Source organism: Citreimonas sp., from assembly GCF_042096055.1.
GTDB lineage: Bacteria > Pseudomonadota > Alphaproteobacteria > Rhodobacterales > Rhodobacteraceae > Citreimonas.
Genome location: NZ_JBELMH010000113.1, coordinates 1 through 7,260, shown reverse-complemented (window position 1 = coordinate 7,260; position 7,260 = coordinate 1). Strand labels below are relative to the sequence as shown.

The 7,260-nt window shown below is 70.4% G+C and carries 7 protein-coding genes; 2 read left to right on the top strand and 5 right to left on the bottom strand.

Going from position 1 to position 7,260, the window contains the following annotated elements:
- From ACFDTC_RS16635 to ACFDTC_RS16615, 5 genes are all read right to left on the bottom strand, one after another.
- The coding region (locus ACFDTC_RS16635; protein WP_375259999.1) for an oxaloacetate decarboxylase at positions 1-779 on the bottom strand (779 nt) is incomplete at its 3' end.
- A complete protein-coding gene (locus ACFDTC_RS16630) occupies positions 776-1,387 on the bottom strand; it encodes a cysteine hydrolase family protein (RefSeq protein ID WP_375259998.1) in 612 nt (203 codons plus the stop codon). The genes ACFDTC_RS16635 and ACFDTC_RS16630, both read right to left, overlap by 4 nt.
- Positions 1,384-3,447: a hydantoinase/oxoprolinase family protein gene (locus tag ACFDTC_RS16625; RefSeq protein ID WP_375259997.1), complete on the bottom strand. Its 2,064-nt coding sequence runs from the start codon at positions 3,445-3,447 to the stop codon at positions 1,384-1,386. The genes ACFDTC_RS16630 and ACFDTC_RS16625 overlap by 4 nt, the downstream gene beginning before the upstream one ends.
- Positions 3,444-5,138, bottom strand: coding sequence for a hydantoinase B/oxoprolinase family protein (locus ACFDTC_RS16620; RefSeq protein ID WP_375259996.1), 1,695 nt, complete (start codon positions 5,136-5,138; stop codon positions 3,444-3,446). Before ACFDTC_RS16620 ends, ACFDTC_RS16625 begins: the two co-directional genes overlap by 4 nt.
- On the bottom strand, positions 5,135-5,695 hold the full coding sequence (locus ACFDTC_RS16615; protein WP_375258168.1) for a tautomerase family protein: 561 nt from the start codon (positions 5,693-5,695) through the stop codon (positions 5,135-5,137). Before ACFDTC_RS16615 ends, ACFDTC_RS16620 begins: the two co-directional genes overlap by 4 nt.
- A gap of 138 nt (positions 5,696-5,833) precedes the next feature.
- Here ACFDTC_RS16615 and ACFDTC_RS16610 point away from each other — a divergent pair, with 138 nt between their 5' ends.
- Together ACFDTC_RS16610 and ACFDTC_RS16605 are read left to right on the top strand one after the other, a co-directional pair.
- Positions 5,834-6,643 carry a GntR family transcriptional regulator gene (locus tag ACFDTC_RS16610; RefSeq protein WP_375259995.1) on the top strand — a complete coding sequence of 270 codons (810 nt, stop codon included), beginning with the start codon at positions 5,834-5,836 and terminating at the stop codon, positions 6,641-6,643.
- Positions 6,640-7,260: aconitase family protein (locus ACFDTC_RS16605; RefSeq protein WP_375259994.1), on the top strand; the 621-nt coding region annotated here is incomplete at its 3' end. The genes ACFDTC_RS16610 and ACFDTC_RS16605, both read left to right, overlap by 4 nt.

Here is a 7,260-nt window from a genome sequence, read left to right as displayed (position 1 = left end):
CGGTCCTTGAACGCCTTGTTCGATCCGGTGGCGTGGAGCGAGGCGTAGTAATCCTGCGCCGTCTTCGCCAGCGCACGCACGATGCCCCCGGGGAAGATCACCAGCGAGTAGCCGAGCGCCTGAAGCTCCTCGGCTGAGGACACCGGCGTCACGCCGCCCTCGACCATGTTGGCCATCAGCGCGGCGCGGGTGCCGAAGCGGTCGGCCACGGTCGACAGCTCGTCGCGCGAACGGGGCGCCTCGACGAACAGCGCGTCGGCGCCGGCCTCGAGATAGGCGCCCGCGCGGTCCATCGCTGCGTCGAACCCCTCGACCGCGATGGCGTCGGTGCGCGCGATGATCAGGGTTTCGTCGCTGGCGCGTGCATCGGCCATGGCGCGGATCTTGCCGGCCATTTCCGACAGCGGGATCAGCGACTTGTCCTTCAGGTGACCGCAGCGCTTGGGATAGGTCTGGTCCTCGACCTGCAGCGCGCCCGCACCGGCACGTTCGTAGGCGCGCATGGTTCGCTGCGCGTTGAGCGCGTTGCCGAAGCCGGTATCGGCGTCGATCACGATCGGTAGGGCGACGCGGTCGCGGATCAGCGCGCAGGTGTCGGCCATCTCGGTCATCGACGTGAGGCCGATATCGGGCCGGCCAAGCCGCGTGTAGGCCACCGCCGCTCCGGACAGGTACACCGCCTCGAACCCGGCGGCCTCGGCCAGCCCTGCGGTCAGCCCGTCATAGACGCCGGGGGCGATCAGGATGTCATCGCGGGACAGGCGGTCGCGCAGGGTCATGGGGCAAGCTCCGGCCGGGCGAGGAAGTCCGCGCAGGTCTGCTGCGGCGTGACCGAGCCGAGCGAGACCAGCGTGGCGTCGTGCACCTCGGGCCGGAAGGCGGCGCAGCCGTCGGAAAGCAGCACGGTGTGGATGTCGCGCAGATGCGCGTCGCGCACGGTGCTGGCGACGCCGCCGTTCGTGACGATGCCACCGACGATCAGCGTGTCTATGCCCAGCTTGCGCAGGATGAACTCCAGCCGCGTCTGGTAGAAGGCGGAATAGGCGACCTTCTCGACCGTGAAATCGGCCGGCTGCAGCGCGTCGACCAGCTGGTGGCCGAAAGCGCCCGGTTCGAAATCGCCCGTGGTCAGGAAGGGGCGGAGCTGCTTGAGGTGCGGCGCGATCAGCGGCCCGTCGGGGCCGGGGACCAGCGTGAACTGGGCCGAGATATAGTGCCCGCCCGTGGCACGCACGGCCTCCACCACCGGCTTGATCCGGTCGGGCAGCGCGGCGATGGCGTCCGATCCCTGCCCGGCGCGGCCATAGGCGCCGTCGGGATGCAGGAAGTCGTTCTGCAGGTCGATGGTCAGCACCGCGCAGCGCGTGGGGTCGAGACGGTGAGTCATGTCCGGTCCTTTCGCGAGATGACGACGTTGCCGAAACGGTCGATTTCGGCGCGCAGCCAGGGCTCGACGAAGATCGTGGCGTCGGGCTGCTGCAGGATCGCGGGGCCGTCAATCACGGCGCCCACCGGCAGGTCGAGCCGGTCGAGAACGCGCGCCTCGTGCCAGGCGCCGCCGGAATAGACCTGCCGCGGCGTGCGCTCGGCCGTCTCGACGGTGGCATCGGGCGCCGGGGCAAGGGTCGAAAGATCGAACTTCTCGCGCGTGCCGATCACGGCGGTGCGCAGGTTCAGGACGCGCGCCGGATTCGCCAGCGTGCGCCCATAAAGACCGCGATAGGTGGCCTCGAACGCCGTGCGGATCGCCTCGCGGGACGGCGCCTCGATCCGGCCGCCGATGACGCGCACGTCGAGCGGCACGGCAACGGTGTGCGTCTGGCCGAGATAGGCCATGTCGAGTTCGACCTTCACGTGCCGTTCGGCGAAATCGGCGCCCGCGGTGTCGAGCAGGCGCTGGCCCTCGTCGGCATGCGCCTGCATCTGCGCGCCCAGCGTCGCGGGCTCGAGCGTGTCGAGCATTGCACCTACGGTCTGCACGAAGTCCTGGCGCATGTCGGCGATCACGCACCCCATGGCCGAGGTCACGCCCGGATAGCGCGGCACCAGCGCGCGGCCGATGCCGACCTCCTCGATCATCGCGCCGGCATGGAGCGCGCCGCCGCCGCCGAAGGGCATGAACGCGAAGCGTTCGGGGTCGAAGCCGCGCTCGATGCTGACCAGCCGGATCGCGCCGGCCATGGCCGAGTTCGCCACGCGCACGATCGCCTCGGCCGCGTCCATGGCCGAGAGGCCCAGCGGCTTGCCCACGTGCTCCAGGATCGCCGCCTCGGCCGCGGCGCGGTCGAGCTTGCCCAGCCCGTCGCCCAGCGGCTGGTCGGCGTCGATGCGGCCCAGCACGATGTTGGCGTCGGTCACGGTGGGGCGGTCGTTGCCGCGTCCGTAGGCGACCGGACCGGGCGTCGATCCGGCCGATTCCGGACCGATCTGCAACAGGCCCCCGGCGTCGACCGACGCGATCGAGCCGCCGCCCGCGCCGATGGTCGCGATCTCGATCATGGGCGTGCGCACCACGAGGCCGAAATCGATCGAGGTCTGCGGCGACAGGACCGTCTCGCCGCCCGCGATCAGCGACACGTCGAAGCTGGTCCCGCCCATGTCGCCGGTGATGACGTTGTCGTACCCCGCCTCGGTCGCGATGTATCCCGCCGCGATCACGCCCGCCGCGGGGCCCGACAGCGCCGTGCGCACGGGAAGGCGACAGGCGGTGTCGACCGACATCACGCCGCCGTTCGACTGCACGATCAGGAACTCTCCGCCGAAGCCGTCGCCCTTGAGCGCGCGTTCCAGCCGGTCGAGGTAGCCCGCCACCTCGGGCTGGAGATAGCCGTTGAGCGCGGTGGTCGAGAAGCGTTCGAACTCGCGGATCTCGGGCAGGATCTCGTGGCTGGCGGCGACGTGGGGGTTCGGCCAGGCGGCGCGCAGGGCCTTGACGGCGGCGGCCTCGTTCGCCGGATTGGCAAAGGCGTTGACGAAGAGCACCACGACCGCCTCGCAGCCCAGGGCGCGCAGGGTCTCCGCCGCCTCGCGCACGGCGTCCACGTCGACCGGCGTTTCCACCGTGCCGTCGGCCAGCACGCGCTCGGGCACCTCGATCCGGCGTTCGCGCGGCACGATGGGGGTGAAGTCGCCGCGCAGGCCCCACGTCCGGGGCCGGTCGCGGCGGCGCATCTCGAGCACGTCGCGGAATCCCGCGGTGGTGATGACGCCGGTCTTCGCGCCCTTGCGTTCCAGTAGCGCGTTCGTCCCGGCGGTCGTGCCGTGCACCACGCTGACCACGTCGGCGAAACTGTCCACCTGGTGGCGGATCCCGTCGAGGAACCCGCCCGACTGGTCGGGCCGCGTGGTGGGCACCTTCGAGACGCCCGCGCGCCCGGTGTCGAGGTCCAGCGCGAAGACGTCCGTGAAGGTCCCGCCCACGTCGACGCCGATCATCTTGCGGCTCATGCCCGCACCTCCCGCCACGCGGGGCCGTAATCGGCATCCGCCTTGTCTTCGCTCAGGAACCCGGCGGCCACGTCGCGCGCGACCTTCTCGGCCGGGCGGTCCACCGGCGCGCCGTAGCCGCCGCCCCCGGGCGTTTCCAGCCGCACCCGCGCGCCCTGCTTCAGGCCGATCCCGACCATCTTCGACGCCAGCGGCGGGCGCGCCCAGCCTTCGGCTCCTTCGTAGGAGAACACATTGAGCGCGGCCTCGCCGCCGCCGTTCACGCCCTTGGGGGCAAAGCGGCCGCGTTCGCCGAAGAAGAACGCCTGCGCGCCGTTTTCTTCCAGCACCTCGATCTCGTAGATGGCGCCCAGCCCGCCGCGATGCTTGCCCGCACCCGCGCTGTCGGGGCGCAGCGCCCATTGCCGGAAGGCGACCGGGTAGGCAGCTTCGAGGATCTCGACCGGCGGAATCGTCGCCATGCTTATCGGCGCGTTGCCGTGGTTTAGCCCGTCGCTTTCGGGGCTGCCACCATGCCCGCCGCCGTAGAAGCTGAACATCACCCAGCGCGACCCGTCGCGCCGGCGGCCGGCGATGGATAGCGCGTTGATCGTGCCGTAGGCGTTGGCGACGACCTTGTCGGGTGCGGCCTGCGACGCCGCGGCCGAGATCACGTCGATCATCCGCAGGATGGTTTCGGTATAGCCGCCGGTGGGCGCGGGGAAGTCGGCCGACAGCAGGCAATCATCCGGAATGATCACGTCGATCGGGTGCATCACGCCGGCGTTGGCGGGCAGTGTCGGGAAGATGTGCTTGATCGCCACGTAGACGCAGGCGATGGCCGTGGGCCGCGCGATGTTGATCGGCCCCTGCGCCAGCCCGGCCGTCCCGGTGAAGTCGAGCGTCAGGCGGTCGCCCCTGACCTCCATCGCCACGCGGATCGGCAGCGCGATGTCGGTGATGCCGTCGTTGTCGAGGAAATCCTCGGCCTCCCACCGGCCGTCGGGCAGGGCGGCGATGGCATCGCGCGCCAGCGCCTCGGCTCGTTTCCCCAAGGCGTCTAGCGCGCCAGACACGGTGGGCGCGCCGTATTCGTCGAGCAGCGCGTCGAGCCGCTTAACGCCCAGGTCCAGCGCGCCGAGCTGGCCGTTCAGGTCGCCCTCGGCCGAGAGCGGCAGGCGCGTGTTGCGCATCAGGATCGCGCGAACGTCGTCCTGCAGCTCTCCGCTGCGGATCAGGCGGACGGGCGGAATGATCACGGCCTCCTGGAAGGCTTCGGTCGCGGCCGGGTTGTAGTTGCCCGGTACCGCGCCGCCCACATCGTGCCAGTGCCCGACCGAGGCGAGCCAGCAGAACAACGCGCCGTCGCGGAAATGCGGTCGGACGAGGCGCATGTCCGACAGGTGCGTGCCTCCCAGATGCGCGTCGTTGAAGATCCAGGTGTCGCCTTCCTGCGGGCCGCCGAACTCGGCCGCGCGGTCGATCACCGCCTTCACGGCGAAGGCCATGACGCCCACGAAGATCGGCAACCCGGTCTTGCCCTGCACCAGCGTCTCGCCGGTATCGGCATGGTAGAGGCCGTGTGAGGCGTCATGCGCCTCGGCGATGATCGGGTTGAAGGCGGCGCGGAACAACGTCGCGTCCATCTCGTCGGCGATTTGCTCCATCCGGCCGGCTAGCACGGCCAGGGTGATCGGGTCGATGTCGCTCATTGCGCGCGGGCCTCCGCCATGTCGTTCCAGACGTCCTGCCGCGTGAGGCGGCCCTCTTCGATTTCGAACCGGTCCACGAAGCGGATTCCCGCGAAGGGATTACCGTCCAGCCAGTCGCCCGACAGCGTGCCGATGCAATAGACGATCGCCGTGCCGCCGTCCTGCAACGCGTCGAACTGGTCATAGGTCTTGGCGACGCGGGCGTAGCGGGGCTTCGACCAGGCGACGAGCTCTTCGAGCGTCTGCATCCGCGCGTCGCCGGGAAAGGTCATCGTGAAGCCCGGCGCCAGCATCGCGCGCGCGGCATCAAGATCGCGCGCCTCCATCGCCGAGAGGAAATCGCGCACCAGCGCCTTGGGGTCGGGCCGCGGATCGCCGGGGCGTCGGGTCTGGCCGCCGCGCATGTAGCTGTCGGGCTTATGGTCGTTCATCAGCACGATGACCGCCTCGGGCGGCGCCGCGACGACGCCCAGCACCGCGTTGGTGAGCGCATCGCCCAGCCGCGCCTTGGTGTCGGCATCGTAGCCTTCGATCAGATCGACGGTGACGACCGGCATCCTGCCCCTCCTGAAACCTGTATTACGAATAGGACAGGTCATTGCGCATGAAAAGAACAAAATTTGACGTCCGGACCATACAAAATTCTTGATTTACGTTCGGGACGGCGACACGATCCGGCGCAACGGAGGGTTTTCGTGCATCTCGACCGACATCAGATCAGCCTGACCGAGGGCAGCAAGGCGCACAGGATCTACCTGCTGCTTCAGGATGCCATCGCGGGCGGAAGGCCCGCCCCGGGGCAGGCGCTTCCGGGCGAGAACCGGCTGGCGCAGGATTACGGCGTGAGCCGGGTCACGATCCGCCGCGCGCTCGACGCGCTCGAGCATGCGGGGCTGGTCGAACGGCGCGCGGGCAGCGGCACGGTGGTGCGGCGCAGCTCGGGCGACGGGGTCAGCCTGTGGGCGGACATGGCGTCGCTCATGCCGCAGCTGGTCGAGATGGGACAGACCACCACCGCGCGGCTGCTGGGGTTCGCCTATACCGATCCCGCGCCCGCCGTGGCCGAGGCGCTGGGCCTGACCGCCGGGCAGCGCGTCCAGCACGCCACCCGCGTGCGCCTGATCGAGGGCAAGCCGTTCTCGCACCTCACCACCGACGTGCCCGAGGACATCGCGCAGCGGTATTCCGAGGCGGACCTTGCCACCACACCGCTGCTGCGGCTGATGGAGATGGGCGGCGTGCGGCTGGACCGCGCGCACCAGACGGTCAGCGCCACGCTTGCCGCGCCGGCCGTGGCCGATGCGCTCGAGGTGGCGGTAGGGGCGCCGCTACTATCGCTCGTGCGCGTGGCCCGAGATGCCGACGGGCGCGGGGTCGAGCACCTCGCCGCGCTCTACCGGCCAGACCGGTTCCGGCTGGAAATGACGCTCGACCGCGTGGGCGAAGGCGGCGGCCGCCACTGGGAGCCGGTCGTCGTGCCGCCCGACGGGGGCGACGTGCCATGAGCCGCACGCTGATCGACAAGATCTGGGACGCGCACCGCGTCACCGGCGCGAGCGGCAAGGATCTGCTCTGGGTCGACCGGCATTTCGTGCACGAAGGATCGCACCACGCCTTCGGCAAGATCGCGCAGCGCGGGTTGCCGATGGCCGAGCCGGGACTGACCTTCGGCGTCGCCGATCACTACGTGCCCACGCGCGGCCGCGACCGGCCTATCGCCGACAACGCCATCGCGCGCATGGTCCGCACGCTGGACGAAAACGCGGCGCGGCACGGGTTCACGCTGTTCGGGCTGGACGATCACCGGCAGGGCATCGTGCACGTGACCGGCCCGGAACAGGGGCTGACGTTGCCCGGCAGCGTGGTCGTTTGCGGCGACAGCCACACCTCGACCCACGGGGCGTTCGGCGTGCTGGGCTTCGGCATCGGCGCGACCGAGGTGGCGCATGTTCTGGCGACGCAGACCGTATGGCTGACGCGGCCCAGGCGGATGCGGCTGGTCGTGGACGGCGCGCTGGGGCCGGGTGTGGGCGCCAAGGACATCGCCCTGTCCTGGATCGCGGAACGGGGCGCCGACGGGGCGCGCGGCCACGCGGTGGAATACGCCGGATCGGCCGTGCGC

Coding starts and splice junctions, on each gene's coding strand:
- ACFDTC_RS16630 (WP_375259998.1), bottom strand. CDS start 1,387: ATGACTCACCGTCTCGACCCCACGCGCTGCGCGGTGCTGACCATCGAC.
- ACFDTC_RS16625 (WP_375259997.1), bottom strand. CDS start 3,447: ATGAGCCGCAAGATGATCGGCGTCGACGTGGGCGGGACCTTCACGGAC.
- ACFDTC_RS16620 (WP_375259996.1), bottom strand. CDS start 5,138: ATGAGCGACATCGACCCGATCACCCTGGCCGTGCTAGCCGGCCGGATG.
- ACFDTC_RS16615 (WP_375258168.1), bottom strand. CDS start 5,695: ATGCCGGTCGTCACCGTCGATCTGATCGAAGGCTACGATGCCGACACC.